At 64.2% G+C, this 18,033-nt stretch carries 18 protein-coding genes; 13 read left to right on the forward strand and 5 right to left on the reverse strand.

Features of this window, described 5'->3' with window-relative positions:
• Positions 1-48: 48 nt before the first annotated feature.
• Together AC51GR_RS25080 and AC51GR_RS25085 are read left to right on the forward strand one after the other, a co-directional pair.
• Positions 49-444, forward strand: a complete 396-nt coding sequence (locus AC51GR_RS25080; RefSeq protein ID WP_496324071.1) for a hypothetical protein — start codon at positions 49-51, stop codon at positions 442-444.
• 122 nt (positions 445-566) lie between these two features.
• Entirely contained in the window at positions 567-1,463 is an 897-nt protein-coding gene (locus AC51GR_RS25085) for a transposase (protein ID WP_496324072.1), read from the forward strand.
• A 100-nt stretch (positions 1,464-1,563) separates the two neighbouring features.
• Here AC51GR_RS25085 and AC51GR_RS25090 read toward each other — a convergent pair whose 3' ends face one another.
• Positions 1,564-2,919 carry an ROK family protein gene (locus tag AC51GR_RS25090; RefSeq protein ID WP_496327373.1) on the reverse strand — a complete coding sequence of 452 codons (1,356 nt, stop codon included), beginning with the start codon at positions 2,917-2,919 and terminating at the stop codon, positions 1,564-1,566.
• Between the two features lie 443 nt (positions 2,920-3,362).
• Here AC51GR_RS25090 and AC51GR_RS25095 point away from each other — a divergent pair, with 443 nt between their 5' ends.
• Genes AC51GR_RS25095 through AC51GR_RS25105 form a run of 3 tightly spaced genes read left to right on the forward strand, consistent with a single transcriptional unit; the run spans position 3,363 to position 6,917 of the window.
• Positions 3,363-4,541 (forward strand): LLM class flavin-dependent oxidoreductase, encoded by a 1,179-nt coding sequence (locus tag AC51GR_RS25095; protein ID WP_496327374.1) that lies wholly within the window; start codon positions 3,363-3,365, stop codon positions 4,539-4,541.
• A gap of 34 nt (positions 4,542-4,575) precedes the next feature.
• Positions 4,576-5,694: a dimethylsulfone monooxygenase SfnG gene (sfnG, locus tag AC51GR_RS25100; protein ID WP_496327375.1), complete on the forward strand. Its 1,119-nt coding sequence runs from the start codon at positions 4,576-4,578 to the stop codon at positions 5,692-5,694.
• Positions 5,691-6,917, forward strand: a complete 1,227-nt coding sequence (locus AC51GR_RS25105; RefSeq protein ID WP_496327376.1) for an SfnB family sulfur acquisition oxidoreductase — start codon at positions 5,691-5,693, stop codon at positions 6,915-6,917. The genes sfnG and AC51GR_RS25105 overlap by 4 nt, the downstream gene beginning before the upstream one ends.
• 82 nt (positions 6,918-6,999) lie before the next feature.
• Here the strand turns inward: AC51GR_RS25105 and AC51GR_RS25110 are convergent, their stop codons facing one another.
• The 3 genes from AC51GR_RS25110 to AC51GR_RS25120 all read right to left on the reverse strand — a co-directional run bounded on the left by AC51GR_RS25110 (position 7,000) and on the right by AC51GR_RS25120 (position 9,674).
• The gene (locus tag AC51GR_RS25110; protein ID WP_496327377.1) at positions 7,000-7,701 is read right to left on the reverse strand and encodes a hypothetical protein; all 702 of its coding nucleotides are present in this window, start codon (positions 7,699-7,701) and stop codon (positions 7,000-7,002) included.
• Between the two features lie 86 nt (positions 7,702-7,787).
• Complete coding sequence (locus tag AC51GR_RS25115; RefSeq protein WP_496327378.1) at positions 7,788-8,783, reverse strand: YihY/virulence factor BrkB family protein; 996 nt, start codon at positions 8,781-8,783, stop codon at positions 7,788-7,790.
• 87 nt (positions 8,784-8,870) lie between these two features.
• Positions 8,871-9,674: a DUF72 domain-containing protein gene (locus tag AC51GR_RS25120; RefSeq protein WP_496327379.1), complete on the reverse strand. Its 804-nt coding sequence runs from the start codon at positions 9,672-9,674 to the stop codon at positions 8,871-8,873.
• A 45-nt stretch (positions 9,675-9,719) separates the two neighbouring features.
• Here AC51GR_RS25120 and AC51GR_RS25125 point away from each other — a divergent pair, with 45 nt between their 5' ends.
• The 5 genes from AC51GR_RS25125 (at position 9,720) to AC51GR_RS25145 (ending at position 14,023) form a co-directional block, all read left to right on the forward strand.
• A complete protein-coding gene (locus AC51GR_RS25125) occupies positions 9,720-10,196 on the forward strand; it encodes a nucleoside deaminase (RefSeq protein WP_496327380.1) in 477 nt (158 codons plus the stop codon).
• A 56-nt stretch (positions 10,197-10,252) separates the two neighbouring features.
• A complete protein-coding gene (locus AC51GR_RS25130) occupies positions 10,253-11,290 on the forward strand; it encodes a sigma-70 family RNA polymerase sigma factor (protein WP_496327381.1) in 1,038 nt (345 codons plus the stop codon).
• Between the two features lie 60 nt (positions 11,291-11,350).
• Positions 11,351-12,610 carry a sensor histidine kinase gene (locus AC51GR_RS25135; protein ID WP_496327382.1) on the forward strand — a complete coding sequence of 420 codons (1,260 nt, stop codon included), beginning with the start codon at positions 11,351-11,353 and terminating at the stop codon, positions 12,608-12,610.
• On the forward strand, positions 12,607-13,281 hold the full coding sequence (locus AC51GR_RS25140; RefSeq protein ID WP_496327383.1) for a response regulator: 675 nt from the start codon (positions 12,607-12,609) through the stop codon (positions 13,279-13,281). The genes AC51GR_RS25135 and AC51GR_RS25140 overlap by 4 nt, the downstream gene beginning before the upstream one ends.
• A gap of 82 nt (positions 13,282-13,363) precedes the next feature.
• Positions 13,364-14,023: an NADPH-dependent F420 reductase gene (locus AC51GR_RS25145; protein ID WP_496327384.1), complete on the forward strand. Its 660-nt coding sequence runs from the start codon at positions 13,364-13,366 to the stop codon at positions 14,021-14,023.
• Between the two features lie 3 nt (positions 14,024-14,026).
• On the opposite strand, the gene AC51GR_RS25150 is transcribed toward AC51GR_RS25145, so the two are convergent.
• Positions 14,027-14,641 (reverse strand): TetR/AcrR family transcriptional regulator, encoded by a 615-nt coding sequence (locus tag AC51GR_RS25150; protein WP_496327385.1) that lies wholly within the window; start codon positions 14,639-14,641, stop codon positions 14,027-14,029.
• Positions 14,642-14,855: 214 nt separating this feature from the next.
• Here AC51GR_RS25150 and AC51GR_RS25155 point away from each other — a divergent pair, with 214 nt between their 5' ends.
• Genes AC51GR_RS25155 through AC51GR_RS25165 form a run of 3 tightly spaced genes read left to right on the forward strand, consistent with a single transcriptional unit; the run spans position 14,856 to position 18,031 of the window.
• Positions 14,856-16,442 carry an amino acid permease gene (locus AC51GR_RS25155; RefSeq protein ID WP_496327386.1) on the forward strand — a complete coding sequence of 529 codons (1,587 nt, stop codon included), beginning with the start codon at positions 14,856-14,858 and terminating at the stop codon, positions 16,440-16,442.
• A gap of 39 nt (positions 16,443-16,481) precedes the next feature.
• The gene (locus tag AC51GR_RS25160; RefSeq protein WP_496327387.1) at positions 16,482-17,342 is read left to right on the forward strand and encodes an urea amidolyase associated protein UAAP1; all 861 of its coding nucleotides are present in this window, start codon (positions 16,482-16,484) and stop codon (positions 17,340-17,342) included.
• Positions 17,342-18,031 carry an urea amidolyase associated protein UAAP2 gene (locus AC51GR_RS25165; protein WP_496327388.1) on the forward strand — a complete coding sequence of 230 codons (690 nt, stop codon included), beginning with the start codon at positions 17,342-17,344 and terminating at the stop codon, positions 18,029-18,031. The genes AC51GR_RS25160 and AC51GR_RS25165 overlap by 1 nt, the downstream gene beginning before the upstream one ends.
• Positions 18,032-18,033 lie beyond the last annotated feature (2 nt).

Raw genomic sequence — 18,033 nt, forward strand, 5'->3', positions numbered from 1 at the left:
CCCTCCGTGTCAGCCTCAAGGTGAGTCACCGCACCGAGAGGAAGCCCGATGCTCGCCTTCACCACCGATGAGAAACGAGAGTTCGTCCTCGATTACCTGCAACAGCGCCACGGCAGCAAGACCGCCTGGCTGCAGGACAAACCGTTCAGCCTCCGACAGTTAGCACGCTGGCGCAGCGCCTATCTCCACGGCGACCTTGACCGCGACCTCGTACCTCGCAAGACTCGAGGAATGACCAGCCACCCTGCTCGACTTGAGGATCTGGAAAAACTCCTGACCCAACAACAACGCGAACACGACGCGCAACTGGCCGAACTCCACGAGGAAAACTCCTCCTTACGAGCGGCCAACGACGCGTTGGGAAAAGCTATCGGGCTCATGCACAAGTGGAGCGAGCACACGCCCGACGACACCCCCACTCCACCCGAGCCACCCAGTTCCTGACCTCCGAAAACATGCTGGTCACCCTACTTGCACAGTTACCCGGGATGAGCCAACGCAAAGCCCTTGCCGTACTGAATATTTCACGGTCAACCTGGCAATACCGCCAACGCCCCCGAAACCGGGTGAGCAACCCGATCTCACACCCCCAACGCCACCAACCACACGCACTGAATCTGACCGAGATCACCACGATCGAGGAGCACGTACTACGGGCCTGGACGCGCGGCGACTCCGTCGACCAGGCCTACGCCACCGCCTGGGACCAGGGCATAACAGTCGGCTCACGCCGCACCTGGTGGCGCTACGCCGCAGCCTTGGAACAATCACAGCGACCAGTCAAAACCCACCGCACCAAAACCGGGCCCCGCGAAAAACCTGTACTGCTGGCCACCGGACCGAACCAAATCTGGTCCTGGGATATCACCGACTTCAAAGCCCCTTACCGCGGACAAGCATTCAAGGTGTACTCAATCATCGACATCTTCTCCCGCAAGATCATCGCCAACCGCGTCGAAAACCGTGAACTCGACTACATGGCAGTGGAAATGTTCGAAACCGCATTCACCACAGAAGGAACCAAACCCCAATGGGTACACGCAGATTCAGGATCAGCGATGCGCTCCGATGCCATGAAAACCATGCTCGGCAACAACAAGATCAACGAATCGCACTCACGTCCCAGCGTCTCTAACGACAACCCGTACTCCGAGTCAGAGTTCCGAACCCTCAAACACCGCAAACATTTCCCCGGCATCTTCGAAACCCTCAACGACGCCCGCGACTACGTCACCACCTACACCGACTGGTACAACAACCACCACCGCCACAGCGGCATCAGCCTCTACACACCCAACGACGTCCACGACGGATCCTGGCGAGAAACCCACCGCCGCCGGCAACAAGCACTCGACGCCTACTACACCGAACACCCAGACCGATTCCGCCAACCACCAACCGCCCCACCCGCCCCGAACTGGTCAGGAATCAACTCCACCGGACCCCAACCCGCCACAAAATGACTCCACACAGGTTGACATCTACCGTGCACAGGTGATTTCGGCACGCTCGGCGGTTTTTTCGGCACGGTCGGCGGTTGTTTCGGCCCGCTCGACGGGGGGGTTATGCGGTGCGGGCGAGGGCTTCGATGGGGTCGCTGTAGATCGCATCGAGTGAGACCGCGCCGGCGGCCTGCTGCTGAACCGTTGCGCCGGAACGTGATACGCGCACGTCGCGTCGCGGGGCGACGGAGGTTTCCCGAACCGCCTGGGCAACCATCGGAAGCGTCGAGGGTGCATCGGTGAAGGCCTGGCCACCGAGGACGACGTGGTCGGGATTGAAGATGTCCCCGATCAGACCAACTGCGCGGCCCAGGACCGCAGCCCGCTCGGCCAGGATCGCCCGGGCGAGATCATTGCCCTCGGCCGCCAGCGAGTGCACCTCGTCGATGTTGCCGATCGCGAGTCCGGCCGCAATCGCGGCATCCACGATGCCGGTGTCGGTGACTGTCGATTCGAGTTGTCCGGTGCCCGACGGATCGAGCAGTTCGGTCTTGCCGACCGGGAAGTGCCCGATTTCCGGCGGGCCACCGGCCGGCGTGTAGACGCTGCCACCCACGGTGAACGCGATACCCACCGATTCACGGGCGTAGAAGTAGACGAAGCTGCCGCCTTCTTCGGCCGGGTCCACCAGCAGTTCGGCCTGGGGGTTGAGCAGCAATTCCGCGGCGGCCATGGCCTCGACGTGCGAGGCCACCGAGATCGGCAGTCCGATGACCGACGCCAGTACCTCGCCGACCGGGGCGGATTCCCACGGGAGACGCGGGTGGGTGTTTCGGCCGGCCTTGTCGACCCGACCGGCAAGCGCAACGCCGGCCCACAACATCTTCTTGTTCGGCCAGCGAGACAGGAAACGCTTGGTGCTCAGGCCGATCGAGGTCAGGGACTGTTCCGGTGTGTCCGCCACCGGCGTCGGGATCTGAATGGCACCGACCACGCGGTGGAAGAGGTCGTGGGTGGTGATCGAAGTGACCTTGAGGCCGATGTGGATGCCCACGGTCAAGAAGTCGGCGGTGTTCAGTTCGAAGGGCAACCGCGGACGCCCGATGGCGCCCGCCGGGGCCAGATCGGCGCGCTCACGCAGCAAACCGGACTTCAGCAGTGCACTGACCTGGCGGTTCACGGTCGAGATGCTCAATCCAGAGGCGCTCGATGCGGCATCCCGGAACACCGGTCCGTGAAGACGCGCAGCCCGGAGCACAACCGCTGCCGGCTTGGTCGAGAGATGCAGCTGCGGGTTCGCGATGTGAATCTTGGGTGCCTTCTTCGGGCCGGGAACACCCAGCGGACGGGCAGGACGCCCGGGCGCGGTGACGCGGGAGCCGACCAGGGGTCGCGATCCGCTTCGCTCGGACGGACGGGTGACGGTGGAGCGGGCGGTGGAGCCGGAAACAATGCGGTGATCAAGTGTTGCAGTCATTTAAATGTCCTCGTCGGATGATCCCACCCGAAGAACCCATGGGGGTTCCGGGGCGAGAAGTTGTCAGATTCGAAAATGCCGCGAGCGCGGCGAGATCAGATCAGGACATTCGACAACAGAGGACGCGAGCAAAAGGCAGACGACATCCCAACGCGGTGGTCACATAGGTGACCTCCGGGATGTGGTGACCAGAGCTCGACATAGGCGCAAACATAGCAGTGACACAACCCCGCTGCAAACGATCGACCAGTGGGTACGAGCCGAAGTGAACCGGTCGCACCCACCGGTCGAACCCGGGTCGGAGACGAGCTCACCGGCGACAATAGCCCCGGCGCCGACCTCCACGTCGACTTGAAATCACGGCGAACGAAATTGTGGAAAGGAATCCCGAATACAGCCCACACTGGGTTGCGTTCCTCGTTTCCCACAGAAAGGCACCCGCCGTGTCCCTGCATTTCCACTGGTTCCTGCCGACGTACGGCGACTCCCGGAATCTGATGGCAGGTGGTCACGGTTCGGACATGTCAGGCGATCGTCCGGCAACGCTGCGTTATCTGAACCAGCTGGCCGGGGCTGCCGAGGTCAACGGTTTCGAAGCCGTCCTCACCCCGACCGGCCTGTGGTGTGAGGACGCCTGGTTGTCGACGGCGATGTTGCTGGAGACCACCGACACCCTCAAGTTCTTGGTTGCGATGCGTCCGGGGCTGATCAGCCCGACCCTGGCGGCACAGATGGCGGCGACCTACCAGTGGCAATCCAAGGGACGCCTGTTGCTCAACGTCGTGACCGGTGGCGAATCGTCCGAGCAGCGCGCATTCGGCGACTTCCTGTCGAAGGACGCCCGTTACGAACGCTGCGGCGAGTACCTCGACATCGTCCGGCGCCTGTGGACCGAGGACGAGCCCGTCGACTTCACCGGCAAGCACCTGCGGGTGCAGGGCGCACAGCTCGCCCGGCGCCCCGATCCACTGCCCCCGGTCTTTTTCGGCGGATCCTCGCCGGCCGCGGGCGCCGTGGCCTCGAAGTTCGCGGACACCTACCTGACGTGGGGCGAAAAGCCCGACGCCGTCGCCGCCAAACTCGACTGGATCCGCGGACTTGCCGCTGCCGAGGGACGCGAGCTGACGTACGGCATCCGGCTCCACGTCATCTCCCGCGACACCTCCGAACAGGCCTGGGCCGAGGCAGATCGGCTTCTCGGAGCCCTTGACCCGGCGGTGGTGGCCGGTGCCCAGAAGAACCTCGCGCAGTCGGAGTCCGAAGGACAGAAGCGGATGCTCGAACTCCACAGCGGCGGGGCGGCTTTCAGTTCGACCACCGACGCCCGCTCCCTGGAGATCTACCCCAACCTGTGGAGCGGGGTGGGTCTGGTCCGCGGCGGCGCCGGAACCGCACTCGTCGGGTCGCACGACGAGGTCGCCGACCGGATCGAAGAATATGCCGCGCTCGGACTCGACCACTTCATCCTCTCCGGGTACCCGCACGTCGAAGAGGCCTACCACTTCGGTGAAGGCGTCCGTCCGCGTCTGGTCCGGCGCGGCCTGCTCGATGCCGGCGATCACGCCCACGAACCGGTTCGCGGCGTGTTCCTGAGTTCGTATGAACCGGCCGGCGCCTCGTAAATCTGCCTCCACCTCAACTTCTGGAGATGAACCCATGACCACCGAGAAGATCGCCGACCAGATCAAGTTCGCCTACTGGGTGCCCAACGTCAGCGGTGGCCTGGTCACCAGCGACATCGAACAGCGCACCGGCTGGGACTTCGAATACAACAAGAAGCTCGCCCGGACCGCCGAGAACAACGGTTTCGATTACGCCCTGTCCCAGGTGCGCTACATGGCGTCGTACGGTGCCGAATTCCAGCACGAATCAACCTCATTCAGCCTCGCACTGCTCGGTGCGACGGAAAAGCTGAAGGTCATCGCGGCGGTCCATCCCGGACTGTGGCATCCCGCGGTCCTCGCCAAGTTCGGCGCCACCGCTGATCACCTGTCGAATGGCCGATTCGCGATCAACGTGGTGTCCGGATGGTTCTCCGGTGAGTTCAAGGCGCTCGGAGAACCATGGCTCGAGCATGACGAACGCTATCGACGTAGTGCCGAGTTCCTCGAGGTTATCCGGAAGATCTGGACCGAGGACAACGTCGAATACGCAGGCGACTTCTACCGGATCCGCGACTTCACCCTCAAGCCGAAGCCGCTCAACACACCGCAGCGCCCGAATCCCGAGCTGTTCCAGGGCGGTAACTCCACCGCGGCCCGAAACAACGGTGGCCGTTACGCCGACTGGTACTTCTCCAACGGCAAGGACTTCGACGGCGTCACCGAGCAGGTCGAAGACCTGCGAGCGGTGGCACGGGCACACAACCGCGAGGTCAGATTCGGCCTCAACGGTTTCATCATCGCCCGGGACACCGAGGCCGAGGCGCACGAAACCCTCCGCGAGATCATCTCGAAGGCCAATCGTCCTGCGGTCGAGGGCTTCCGTGACGCGGTCCAGCAGGCCGGCGCGTCCACATCCGATCACAAGGGCATGTGGGCCAATTCGTCGTTCGAGGACCTCGTGCAGTACAACGACGGCTTCAAGACCAAGCTCATCGGCACCCCTGAGCAGGTCGCCGAGCGAATCGTCGCCTACAAGCGACTCGGGGTCGACCTGGTACTCGGGGGCTTCCTGCACTTCCAGGAAGAAATCGAGTACTTCGGCGCCAAGGTGCTCCCGCTGGTTCGTGAAATCGAAGCAGCAGACGAAGCCGCCGGTGTCAGCGCGTCGTGAGCAGCACCGCGATAGCAACCCGTATCGACTCTGCGGCACAGGCGCTTTCGACGGCACGCACGCTGGCGGCACATTTCGCCACCGGGGCCGCTGCCCGCGACCGCGACCGAAAACTCCCCCACCGTGAGATCGACGAGCTCTCCGCCAGTGGACTGTTGGCGATCACCGTCCCCGCACAGTTCGGTGGAGCCGACCTGACGCCAGGTGTCGTGGCCGAGATCGTCCGGATCCTGGCCACAGCCGATCCGAACATCGCACAGATCCCGCACAGCCATTTCGTGTATCTGAACCTGCTGCGGCTGGCCGGTACCCCGACCCAGCAGCGGGACATCTTCTCGGATGTCCTCGGCGGTGGCCGTATCGCCAACGCACAGTCCGAGCGCGGCGGCAAAACGATCGCCGACATCTCGACGACGATCACACCGGTTTCGGGAGGCCTGCAGCTCGACGGTTCGAAGTTCTACTGCACGGGCTCCCTCTACGCCCATACGCTCGCCGTACTCGCACGCCTGGAGGACCCGGACGGCGAATCCGGGCTCGAGCCAGGCGAATACGTGGCGTTCATACCCGCCGATGTTGCCGGGGTCCGCATCGTCGACGATTGGAACGGCATCGGACAGCGCACCACCGGCAGTGGGACTATCACCTTCGAAGCCGTCACCGTGCAACCCCGGCACCTGGTGGCCCGCGCCAGGGCACTCAACGCCCCGGCCGGGTACGGGGCCTTTGCCCAGCTGCTGCACGTGGCGATCGACGCCGGTATCGCACGCGGCGCCCTGCGCGCCGCAACCGATTTCGCGCGGACAAAGAGCCGACCGTGGTTCGAGGCCGGAGTCGACCGGGCCATCGACGACCCACTGTTGATCCAGCGTTTCGGGGAACTCGCGGTCGAGGTCCGAACCGCCGAGGCGACCTTGTCCGTGGCCGGAAACGCGGTGGACGCAACCTTTTCCGCGACGGCAGAGAACGCGGCCGAGCGAGCGGCCGAGGCCTCGATCGCCGTCGCGACGGCCAAGATCGTCGCGGACCGGGCTGCGAACGAGGTCTCCTCGGCCCTGTTCGAGGTGTCGGGCACACGCAGCGCCGCAGCCGATCTCGGACTCGACCACTTCTGGCGCAACGCCCGAACCCACACCCTGCACGACCCGGTGCGCTGGAAGTATCAGCACATTGGAAAGGCTCTGCTCCACGACGCGCCGCCACCGCTGCACGGCGTCATCTGATCGCCCGAACAGCACTCATGTCCATGCACACCGCGGTGTGCATGGGCATGAGTTTTATGCGGGTTTGCCCGAAAGTTTCGGTCTAGCTGCTCGCTGCCTGCCGGAGCATGGAGGTGGCAGCACCGTCGGTGTTGGTCTTCAGATCCACCGTCAGGGTGTTACCGGGGCCCGAAACCAGCGAGTTGAGCACGGGACCGACGAGGTTGCCGCAGCCGGTGAACGCCGGGATCTCGTAGGTGCCACTGAGAACGGTGTCGAGCCCCTCGTTGAGGTTGGCCGTGCCGCTCAGGTCGGCCGTGGTCAACGACGTCACACAGTTCGCCTTCGGGGGCAGCAGGTTCAGATTTGCCGAACCCGTGCTGATGCCCAGCGGCTGAATGCTGTCGATCTTGATCTTGAAACTCTGCTGAGCCTTCAGGGTCACGTCGAAGGTCTCCATGTCGATCCCCGCGGTGCCGGTGACCTCGGAGGGATCAACGATCGACATTTTGATCGTTGCCAGGTTCAGCGGGCCGAGCTTGAGGTCGGTGCTGGTGGTGGGGAGATTCAACTGGCCACTGAGCGTGCCCTTTTCGAGGCTGGGGAACTCCAGGCTCAGCGTCGTGGCGAGGGGGGTCGCCGGGAAGTCGACCTTCTGGTTGAGCTTCTTGATGACGGTCGAGGTGTTGGCGGTGTAATCGACCTCGAGTTCGATGGTGTCGGCAGCGGCCGGGCCGGCCAGTGCAACACCGAGGGTGAGGGTGGCGGCCATCGCTGCGGCCGAAGAAACAACACGGGTCTTCATCCCCATTTTGTGTGGAGCCTTTCTGATCACTGTCTTGATGCTTGCTGCATACGAACTCACTGCAGCGTAAGTTCCCGCACCGGATATTATTGCTTTTGCGAACCTTTATCTGTTTCGTCCGATTGATCAGGCTTCTCAAAAGTGACCGTGACCTGCTCGAATCCCTTGGCCCGCTGCGCCTTCGCCTGCCGCGTGTAGGTCTTTCGATCACCCCGGGTCAGATCGACGTTGTCGGTGAACGGGGTCAGCAATGCCCGGGGATAAAGCCGGTGCTTGCGCACCACGTTGATCTCAGCGGACAGGACAACGGCGATCGCCGCCAGATAGAAGTATGCGAGAAGACCCAGGACCACCGCGAAGACACTGTTGGTGGTGCTGGCGTTCTTGACCACGCCCGTCACGTACACCGCTCCAAAGGTCTGCAACAGCTGCCACACCACACCCATCACGATCGCGCCGGGCAACACGTCGCGATAGCTCACGCTCTTGGAGGTCGTACTGAGCCGGAAGGCAACGGCAAAGATCGCCGAGTTGGTCAGCACCGCGGCCAGCCCCACCCAGAAGCTCTGCCACGTACTGAGCGGGCCCGAGAGTCCGCCAAAGGTCGTCAGGACCGTTGTCGCGACGAGCGCCAGCGCAATGAGTGTGAGCAACAGCAGACTTCGTACCCGCGACAAGATCGGATTCGGCCTGCTGTTGCGCGGTACCTGCCATGCCGTGTTCATCGCGTTCTGGGTCGCCTGACCGATACCTGAGGCGCCGTAGATGGCACCGACAAGACCGATGATGATGCCCGCGACACCACCGCTCAGTTCCTGCGGTGTCCCGAGTTGGTCACCGATGACCGGGAACTGACTCAGGGCCGAATCGATCACCGTCCGCTGCAGTTCGGGGTTGCCCTCCAGAACGATGCCGACGGTGGTGGTCAGCAGGAGCAGCAACGGGAACATCGACAGGAAGGCGTAATAGGTGATCAGGACCGCGAGGTATCCGCCTTGATCATCGACGAACTTGTAGATGACGGCGATCCCGAAACCCAGGACGGGGTGCCGCCGCTGCAGCCTGTCGAGTCGGTCGATCATCGAAGCACCTCACGTCGTACCGACACATCTTGAAAAGTGGCGCCGTTTGCAAGCGAGTGCGCTGTTCGACAACGCTACCCGAGGACCTCACCCGAGCCGATCGAGCAGTGCCCGCGCGTCGTGGGGTGCACGCACTTTGGCGTCGTTGTCGAAGTAGACGTAGACATCGCCGACGGTTGCCCGTTCCCGAAAACGCGCCGCCCACCGGTCGAGGGAATCGTCGGTGTAGCCACTGGTGTACAACTCGTGCTCACCGTGCAACCGGGCATACACGAAATCCGTGGTCACCTCGTCGATCACCGGGAACTTGCCCGCCGAATCCGCCAGGACCAGCGCGATGCCTTTCTCCCGCAACAGTTGTGGGAACTCCGGAGTTTCGAAGCTCGGGTGGCGTACTTCCATCGCGTGCCGCAGTGGACGCTCGGCATCGGTGCTCGTCCAGGCGCGTCCGTCGACCTTGTCGCCGTGATTCTGGGACATTTCCGCGGCTTCCGTGGTGGTCCGCGGCAACAGATCGGCGAACGCCGACACGACGTCGGGGTCGAACGGCATGTTCGGGGGCAGCTGCCAGAGCATCGGTCCGAGCTTGGGACCCAGCGCCAGGACGCCGGAGGCCAAGAACGTCGCAAGCGGTTGATCGACGTCGACCAACCGCTTCATATGCGTGATGAACCGCGGTCCCTTCACCGCGAAGACGAAGTCGTCGGGGACCTGCTCCGCCCACCGCTGATAGCTGGTGGGGCGTTGCAACGAGTAGAAGGAACCGTTGATCTCGACCGAATTGAGGGTGCGGGAGAGGTATTCGAGTTCGCGACGCTGCGCCAGGCCCGGCGGGTAGAACTCGCCGCGCCACGGCGGATACACCCATCCGGAAGTCCCGATTCGGATCACCCCTCCACAACTACACCACAGACCCCACCAGGCACACTCATACCCATGACCGATATCGACGACCACCTGTTGCGCCGCACCGTTGCCATCGCCCGAGAGTCCCGTGAGTCCGGGAATCATCCTTTCGGCGCACTGCTGGCGACCCGCACCGGAGAGGTTGTCCTCGAGGCACAGAACACGGTGGAAACCGGAAAAGACGCCACCGGACATGCGGAAACCAATCTCGCCCGGATGGCCTCCGGCCGGTTCACGCCCGCCGAACTCTCCACGATGACCATGTACACCTCGGCCGAACCCTGTGCAATGTGCTCGGGCGCGGTCTACTGGGCCGGGATCGGAACGGTCGTCTACGCCCTGTCGGAGGCCGACCTGGCCGTCATCACCGGCGCCGACGAGCAGAATCCGACCATGGCGCTCCCCTGCCGGGAGGTTTTCGCAGCCGGCCAGCGACCCACCGCGGTGCACGGTCCCATCCCGATGCCCGAGGCCGCCGAGGTGCATGAAGGGTTCTGGAACAACTGAGCGATCGTGCCCTTTTGGGCTGGCTGGTGTCCGACTGCTCCCGTAATCTGTGTCACATGACTGTCGAGGCGCCAGCGGATTCAGACTTCCTGGAGGTCACCGAGCCGTTCCGTCGTGAATTGCTGGCGCATTGCTATCGGATGATGGGGTCGCACCACGACGCCGAAGACCTGCTCCAGGAGACCTTCATCCGGGCGTGGCGCGGGTACTCCAAGTTCGACGGCCGTTCCTCGGTCCGTACGTGGCTGTACAAGATCGCGACCAACACCTGCCTGACTGCGCTGGGTTCCAAGCAGCGCCGGCCGTTGCCCTCCGGCCTCGGTGGTGACTCGTACGATCCCGAGGCACCGCTGCTGCAGGACAACGAGGTTCCCTGGCTCGAGCCCTTCGCAGACTCCGACGAGACGCTGTCCGAAACCGCGGATCCGGCAACCATCGTCGGGGCCCGCGAATCGATTCGCCTCGCATTCATCGCCGCCCTCCAGCATCTGCCCGAGCGCCAGCGCGCCGTGTTGATCCTGCGTGACGTGTTGCAGTGGCGGGCCGCGGAGGTCGCCGAGACGCTCGATCTGACCACCGCGACGGTCAACAGCCTGCTGCAGCGGGCGCGGGCACAGCTCAAAGAGGTCTCTCCCGAGCGCGATTCGATCACCGAGCCCGAGGACCAGGCGCAGCAAGAGATGCTGCAGAAGTGGGTCGAGGCCTTCGAGACCTACAACATCGACGCCATCGTGGCTCTCTTCACCGACAAGGCCATCTGGGAGATGCCGCCGTTCACCGGTTGGTACCAGGGCCCGTCGATCATCGGCCGTCTCATCGAACACAACTGTCCGGCCGAGAAGGCCGACGACATGGTGCTGCTCCCCACCACCGCCAACGGCCAGCCGGCTTTCGGGCTGTACATGCGCGATCCACAGGACGGTGTGCATCGCCCTTTTCAGCTACAGGTCCTCGACATCACCCGGTCCGGTGTCGCGCATGTCGTGGTGTTCTTCTCCGAAACGATGGTCGAAGATTTTGCCCGATTCGGGTTGCCTGCCACCGCATCGCCGACAACCCGGACGGTTGCTGCTCAGCCCTCGATCGCCGACTGATCGATCCAGCTCAGACTTTCGCCTGATGCATCTGCGGCCGGAACCGGACACCATCGTGGGATGAGTCGCTTCGGTGCACAGTCAGAAGGCAGCGGCTGGGACAGCTTGCCCACGCGCCCGGCATGGATGCCCGGCGCGGTGCGCGAGACCCTCGAGGCCGATCCGCATCCGCTGACGGGTCGACGCACCACCCGCGATATCACGATCGACGTGCTCATGGTGTTGCTCGCCGCGGGGATCGGCGGTCTCACCATCGGTGGTCGGCTCGAGAACTGGGGTCCGCTTCTGGCCGCCGACATCGTTCTCGGTCTCTTCGGCTGTATCGCCCTGGTCTGGCGCCGCCGGTGGCCCGTGGCCGTCGCACTGATCCTCACCGTCGCGTCCGGATTCGCCTCATTCATCACCGGCCCTGCGTTTTTGGCCCTGTTCTCGCTCGCGGTCCACCGACCCTTGCGCTATTCGTTGGCCATCGGCGCACTCGGTATCGGTGCCGCGATGTCGAACTATCTCCTGTACCCCGACGCCGAGCAGGATTCCTGGAGCCTGATCCTGGCGTTCTCTGTGCTGCTCACCGTCGCCGTGCTCGGTTGGGGAACGATGGTGCGTAATCGCCGGCAACTGCTCATCTCGCTGGCCGAGCTCGCCCGCAACGTCGAGTCCGAGCAACGCGAACGGATCGCGCACGCCCGCGCCACCGAACGCGAACGTCTGGCCAGGGAGATGCACGACGTGCTCGCGCATCGCATGAGTCTGCTGTCGGTCCACGCGGGCGCCCTCGAGTTTCGGCCAGACGCCTCCCCGGAGGAGATCAGCCGGGCGGCCGGCGTGATCAGGGCCGGAGTCCATCAGATGCTCGTCGATCTGCGGGATGTGATCGGCATGCTCCGCGAGGAGACCGACGACGACCTGGCCGAACCGACCAGGTCCCTGGCCACTGTGCCCGAACTCTTCGACGAAACAGAACTGGCCGGAAGCGCGGTTGAGGCGACCGTCGACGTCGGCGACGTGGAACTGGTGCCCGCCGTGGTCAGTCGCGCGACCTACCGCATCGTCCAGGAAGGGCTGACAAATGCCCGCAAGCACGCCGGGGCGGTGCCGGTCACCGTACGGATCGTGGGGTCGCCAGGAACCGGGTTGACGATCACCATCGCGCAACCACTGAACCCGGGCATGTACCCGTCGATCCCGGGAACCGGATCGGGGCTGGTCGGCCTGAACGAGCGGGTGACGTTGGCCGGTGGCACGCTCCACCACGGCATCGTCGACAGAAGGTTCGTGTTGTCCGCACGGCTGCCCTGGGAGGGAGAGTGTCTGCCGTGAGCGACGAACCGGGTACCGGCATCCGTCTTCTGTTGATCGACGACGAGTGGCTGATCCGTGCGGGGCTGCGGACCATGCTGACCGGCCAGCCCGACATCACGATCGTCGGTGAGGCCGCAGACGGGGCCGGCGTGGCAGAGCTGGTTCGCGAGACCGACGCGACCGTGGTCCTGATGGACATCCGGATGCCGAAGGTCAACGGACTCGACGCCACCACCGTGCTGCGGGCACTGCCCGACCCACCGCACGTCATCATGCTGACCACCTTCAGCACCGACGACCTGGTCCTGCGATCCCTGCGTGCCGGGGCGAGCGGATTTCTGCTGAAAGACACACCCCCTCGCGATCTGATCGCGGCATTACGCAAGGTGGCCGCGGGCGAACCGATCCTCTCACCCGCCATCACCCGCAAGCTGATTCAGCGTTACACCGAGCCCAACAGTCGCAGCAGCCGCGGCGCAGAACAGTTCGGGCAACTCACCGCCGGTGAACAACGGGTCGCGGTGGCGGCCGCCCGTGGGATGTCCAACGCCGAGATCGCGGCCGGACTCCACGTGTCCGTCGCCACCGTCAAGACGCACATCTCCCACATGCTCGACAAGCTCGGCTTCAACAATCGGGTGCAGATCGCGCTGCTCGTCCACGATGTGCTGCCGGACGAGGTCCGGTAGCGATCGAGACACGGAATGATCCGGTGATCAGACCGGTTGAACTTCCCGACACGTGGTCGTCCATCAGCGCAAGGGGTCAGTTGTGAGAATCGGGATCATCGGTGCGGGTTTCATCGGCGGGACGCTGACCCGCCGACTGACGCGGTTGGGGCACCAGGTACGGGTCGCCAATTCACGGGATCCGCAGACCCTTGCCGAACTGGCCGCAGAAACCGGCGCTGAAGCGGTCTGGGCGAAGGACGCCGCCCGAGACGCAGACCTGGTGATCGTCAGCATTCCGCAGAAGAACACCCCTGACCTGGCGCCGGGAATCCTATCGAATCGCAAACCCGGGGCGCCGGTGATCGAGACCAACAACTACTACCCGCAGCAACGCGACGGGAAGATCGACGCCATCGAAGACGGGACGCCGGAAAGTGTCTGGGTCTCCGAGGTTTTGAACGAGCCCGTCTTCAAGGTCTTCAACGGCATCTACTGGAAGCACCTGTTGGAGAAGGGGACCCCGCCCGGAACGAAGGGCCGGATCGCATTGCCCATCGCCGGCGACGACGCCGAGGGCAAAAAGATCGTGTCGGCGCTGGTCGACGAACTCGGTTTCGACCCGGTCGATGCCGGATCGTTGGCACAGTCGTGGCGGCAACAGCCCGGAACCCCGGTGTACGGCAAAGACTTCGATGCGGAAGCCACCAAAAAAGCACTCGCGCAAGCGAGCCCGGAACGCACCGCCGAGTGGCGCGCCTGACCGCTACTTCAAGACCAGTTCGGCGCTGTCCACGAGCACCGTCACCAGGTCTTCGAGTGAGTCCGCGCCCAACGCGCCGACCATCTCATCCGATCGCATGCTGATCACCGATTCGACGAGCCGGAACGGCAGGTGCCGGCGGGGATCGGTGTGATTGCCCAGGACCTCTCCGGCCAGTTGCGCGTAGATTCGTGCCAAGTCACTTCGGGCACTGCGGAACTCGGCGAAACGCTCGGTCCGAAGTTCCGGCAACGAGTACAGCGCACCGAGATTCCAGCGAGAGCCGGCGAGCTGCCCGGCGTCGAAGCGCGCCAGTCGCTGCAGCCGCTCCAGCGCTGACCCGTCGGCTTCGAGCAGGGCGGTCGCCACCTCCAGCGGCGCGAGCACGGTGTCCTGCAGAAGCGCCTCGAGGATGTCGTCTTTGGTCTTGAAGTGGTGATAGAGCGAGGCCTGCCGGATCCCGACGGCCTCGGCGATCATCCGGGTGGACGTACCCGAGTACCCGCGCGTGGTGAAGAACTCGGCGGCGGCGTCGAGGATCTCGTCGCGCGCGGTTGCCCCACGGCGGCGCTGCTCCACCAACCGCGGGCGCCCGGGCCCTGCCGCAATCTGACTCACAAGCACTTACCCTACTGTCGCCCGGCCGCTTTCGGGCAGGACCAATCCTCAGCGCAAGCCCCCGACCTGCGGCGCAGTGTGGTTTGCGAAACCTAATCGTTTCACGTGGTAGCACCCTGGTAACAAACCTGTCACTCGATAGAAATCGCTTCACGATTATCTATCACTCGACAGGTTAATCGGGCCGCAGCGCCCACGACCAGGAAGACCCGCCATGACCGCAACAGCGCAACCACCCTCGGCGCCGAGCGCCGGGAGTGCCTCGAAGATCGGCGATTCCGACGATCTCTCTGCCTTCGGTTACACACAACAGTTGCACCGGTCATTGGGGACCTTCGCATCCTTCGCTGCAGGATTCTCGTTCGTATCGATCCTGACCACGATTTTCCAGCTGTTCGGCCTCGGCTTCTCTTTCGGCGGTCCGGCGTTTTTCTGGACCTGGCCCATCGTCTACGCGGGCCAGTTCCTCGTGGCGCTCTGTTTTGCCGAAATCGCCGCCAGGTATCCGATCTCGGGTGCCATCTACCAGTGGGCACGGCGCATGGGCGGTGAGGTCATCGGGTGGTTCGGCGGCTGGTTCATGATGCTCGCGCAGATCGTCACCGCATCGGCTGCGGCCATCGCGTTGCAGGTGGTCATGCCCTCCATCTGGGAAGGCTTCCAGCTCATCGGCGACGACTCCGCCCTGACCAGCACCAGCGGAGCGTCCAATGCGGTCCTGCTCGGCTCGATCCTGCTCGTCGTCACGACCTTCATCAACTGCATCGGCGTCAACTGGATGAGCCGGATCAACAACATCGGCGTCACCTGCGAGATCGTCGGTGTGATCGCGGTGATCCTGGCGCTGTTCACGCACGCCGAGCGTGGACCCGACGTCGTCTTCGACACCGGCCTCCCCGGTGAACAGCCCGGCTACATCTGGGCGTTCATCGTCTCCGGCCTGATGGCCGCCTACGTGATGGTCGGCTTCGGTTCCGCAGGCGAACTCGCCGAAGAGACAAAGAATCCGCGTCGGGTCGCTCCGCGCACGATCCGTCTGGCACTGACGGTTTCGGCGATCGGCGGCGGACTGATGCTGCTCGGCGCACTGATGGCCGCACCCAGCCTGGGTGAGGAACTCGCCGTCGGCGGTCTCCCCTATGTCCTCGACTCGGTCCTCGGATCCTTCTGGGGCAAGGTCCTGCTCTGTGACGTGGTGATCGCGATCTTCATCTGCACCTTGGCAATTCAGACCGCCTGCTCGCGGTTGATGTTCTCGATGGCCCGTGATGACCGGCTGCCGGCCTCCAGGATCCTCTCTCATGTCAACCCGAAGACCGGAACCCCGATCGCACCGTCGATCCTGATCGGTGTCCTGTGCATCGGTGTGCTCGTGGTCAACGTCGGCAACTCCGCCATCTTCGCGACCCTGGCCAGCGTCTGCATCATCTTGATCTACCTCGCCTACCTGTCCGTCACCGGTCCGATGCTCTGGCGCCGCATCAAGGGCTGGCCCGGCGAAGACGTGCGGGTGGATCGCGGCGGAGCCGCCCCTACTGACGCCGAGGGAAAGAAGCTGTTCACGTTGGGACGCTTCGGGATCCCGGTCAACATCTTGGCCGTCGTCTACGGATTCCTGATGGTGATCAACCTCGCCTGGCCCCGCGAAGAGATCTTCGATCCGGCCGGTGAGATGCCGATCCTCAAGTGGGCAGGCCCGATCTGCATCGTGGTCGCGATCATCGTCGGTATCGCCTGCTTCCCGCACGGCAAGAAGCACCCGATGCCGGTCCCGGCGCCGTCAGCTGCAGCTTCCGAGTAGCAGACCGTTCAACCCACCTATCGCACAAGGATATTCATCATGACTGCAACCGGAGCCACCACCGGAACCACGGCGGGCGCCCGCGAACACGCCCGCGCTCAGGCCCAGACGATCACCGACTCCATGCCGGTCGTCCCCGCCTCGGCATGGCCCGCGATTCCGGAAGAGACCGCACCACAGGACATGACATGGGCCGAGACCATCCCGGGCGGCCGTTACACCGTCAAGGTCCTGGCCCGGGGCACCCGCCTCCGACTCCGCGACGTGACCGGCACCGGATGTGCGCATCTGCTGTTGTGGCGTTCCGATGCCCCGTGGGAGCGGCTCAATGTCGCCGACACGGTGAAGGTGCCATGGCAGGCGTACCTCGGCACCGGTCACCCGCTCCTCAGCGATCAGGGTCGGGCGCTGGCGACCATCGTCGAGGACACCTCGGGCCATCACGATGCCCTGTGCGGCACCACCACCCTGTCCACCAACACCGAGAAGTATGGTGCCGGTGAGGTCCATTCACACTCGCCGGCGGGACGTGAGTTGTTCACGCTGGCCGCGGCCAAGCAGGGGCTCACACCCACCGACGTCGTGCCGTCCATCTCCTTCTTCCACAGCGTGGTGGTCGAGGCCGATGGATCGCTCACCTCCAAAGGATCTGCCGGACAAGACAAGTACGTCGACCTGCTACTGCACCTTCCGTGCACCGTGGCGATCGTCAACACCGCCCACCCGCTCGATCCCTCACCGACATTCGACGTCGGCCCCGTGGAGGTGCTGGCCTGGAAGGCACCTGCCGACCTCGACGCCGCGGTGACCGGGCTCGGCGACACCGACCCCGAATACCAGCGCGCGGTCCTCAACTCCGAAGACGCCTGGAACGCCGCCCATTTCGAAAGGACCGTCTGATGTCCACCACCGCAACAACATCCGCCGCCACGGCATCGGCCGACGAATTGGCCCTGATCCCCGGCGAGGTGATCTCCGATCACGTGATCGGAGACCGCGCACCCTGGTCGGGTGTGGTCGCGGCCGGTGATGTGCTGACCATCGTCGATCTCCACGGCAATCAGGCCGTCGACACCCTGTTCTTCGGCGCCCACGATCATGCGGTCCGCTACTCCGCTCAGGCGACGATCGCGGCACAGGGCAACATCTTCCTGACCACCGGCAGTGTCATCCGCGATCACGAGGGCGCCCCGCTGATGACCATCGTGGCCGACGAGGTCGGCAACCACGACACCGTTGGTGGCGCCTGTTCACAGGAATCGAACACGCTGCGATACGGACACCACACCAAACACCAGCACGCCTGCGTCGAAAACTTTCTGATCGGTGGCGCACCACACGGTTTGGGCAAGGCCGATCTGGTCGGCAACGTCAACTTCTTCATGAATGTGCCCGTCGATGCCGACGGTTCGCTGGGCATCGTCGACGGGTTGTCGGCACCGGGACTGCGACTGGCACTGCGCGCCGAGGTCGACACCCTGGTCCTGATCTCCAACTGCCCGCAGATCAACAACCCCTGCAACGGATTCGACCCCACCGCCGTCCGCGTCATCGTGACCCGGCCGGCAGCAGTTTCGAAAGGCGCCTGAAG

The sequence above is a fragment of the Williamsia sp. z71 genome, assembly GCF_059553375.1.

Coding starts and splice junctions, on each gene's coding strand:
- sfnG (WP_496327375.1), top strand. CDS start 4,576: ATGACCACCGAGAAGATCGCCGACCAGATCAAGTTCGCCTACTGGGTG.
- AC51GR_RS25115 (WP_496327378.1), bottom strand. CDS start 8,783: ATGATCGACCGACTCGACAGGCTGCAGCGGCGGCACCCCGTCCTGGGT.
- AC51GR_RS25155 (WP_496327386.1), top strand. CDS start 14,856: ATGACCGCAACAGCGCAACCACCCTCGGCGCCGAGCGCCGGGAGTGCC.
- AC51GR_RS25160 (WP_496327387.1), top strand. CDS start 16,482: ATGACTGCAACCGGAGCCACCACCGGAACCACGGCGGGCGCCCGCGAA.
- AC51GR_RS25125 (WP_496327380.1), top strand. CDS start 9,720: ATGACCGATATCGACGACCACCTGTTGCGCCGCACCGTTGCCATCGCC.
- AC51GR_RS25080 (WP_496324071.1), top strand. CDS start 49: ATGCTCGCCTTCACCACCGATGAGAAACGAGAGTTCGTCCTCGATTAC.
- AC51GR_RS25130 (WP_496327381.1), top strand. CDS start 10,253: ATGACTGTCGAGGCGCCAGCGGATTCAGACTTCCTGGAGGTCACCGAG.
- AC51GR_RS25110 (WP_496327377.1), bottom strand. CDS start 7,701: ATGAAGACCCGTGTTGTTTCTTCGGCCGCAGCGATGGCCGCCACCCTC.
- AC51GR_RS25090 (WP_496327373.1), bottom strand. CDS start 2,919: ATGACTGCAACACTTGATCACCGCATTGTTTCCGGCTCCACCGCCCGC.
- AC51GR_RS25165 (WP_496327388.1), top strand. CDS start 17,342: ATGTCCACCACCGCAACAACATCCGCCGCCACGGCATCGGCCGACGAA.
- AC51GR_RS25135 (WP_496327382.1), top strand. CDS start 11,351: ATGAGTCGCTTCGGTGCACAGTCAGAAGGCAGCGGCTGGGACAGCTTG.